The sequence below is a fragment of the Pseudomonas tremae genome, from assembly GCF_001401155.1.
In the GTDB taxonomy this organism is placed as follows: Bacteria; Pseudomonadota; Gammaproteobacteria; order Pseudomonadales; family Pseudomonadaceae; genus Aquipseudomonas; species Aquipseudomonas tremae.
Genome location: NZ_LJRO01000260.1, coordinates 1 through 701 on the forward strand (window position 1 = coordinate 1; position 701 = coordinate 701).

The 701-nt window shown below is 59.9% G+C and carries 2 protein-coding genes; both read left to right on the forward strand.

What is annotated here, in order from left to right:
- The first annotated feature begins 111 nt into the window (after positions 1–111).
- Complete coding sequence (locus ALO43_RS16115; RefSeq protein WP_044324867.1) at positions 112–531, forward strand: putative toxin-antitoxin system toxin component, PIN family; 420 nt, start codon at positions 112–114, stop codon at positions 529–531.
- 3 nt (positions 532–534) lie between these two features.
- On the forward strand, positions 535–701 hold a 167-nt coding region (locus ALO43_RS29030; RefSeq protein WP_157062312.1), incomplete at its 3' end, for a DUF4158 domain-containing protein.

Consider the following 701-nt stretch of genomic DNA (forward strand, 5'->3'; position numbering starts at 1 on the left):
CGCTTATTTACTGGAACAAGCTGTCGAGCAGGCGAAGGCCGCCGCCGGCATGAGCGAAACGCAGCTGACCGATCTCATCGACGAGGCCGTGCAATGGGCGCGTGAGCACTGATGCGGGTCATTCTCGACACCAACGTCCTGCTCGGCGCACTGATCTCGCCACTCGGCGCACCCGATGCGATTTATCGTGCTTGGCGCGCTAAGCGTTTCGATCTGGTGACATCAACGGCCCAGCTCGACGAGCTGCGTCGTGTAAGTCGTTATCCGAAGCTCAAGGCTATTTTGCCTGCCCACCGCGTTGGCACGGTGGTCAACAACATGCAACGCGCCATCGTACTGGATACGTTACTGCCTCTGGCGGAGGGCATTGAAGCTGAGGATCCTGATGACACCTTTTTGCTCGCGATGGCAGTGACTGGCGAGGCTGACTACCTCGTAACCGGTGATCGACGGGCCGGGTTGCTGCAACGTGGCAGCATCGGCCGTACGCGGATCGTCACCCCGGCCACTTTTTGCGCCGATGTACTGTAACGCATGCCCGTCAGCTTCCTGTCGACCACGCAACGGGAACGCTACGCTCGCTATCCAGAGACACTTTCCAGTGAAGAACTGGCGCGCTACTTCCACCTGGACGATGATGACCGCGAGTGGATCGCCACCAAACGTCGTGACAGCAGCCGTCTTGAACCGCCCCGGGTTTC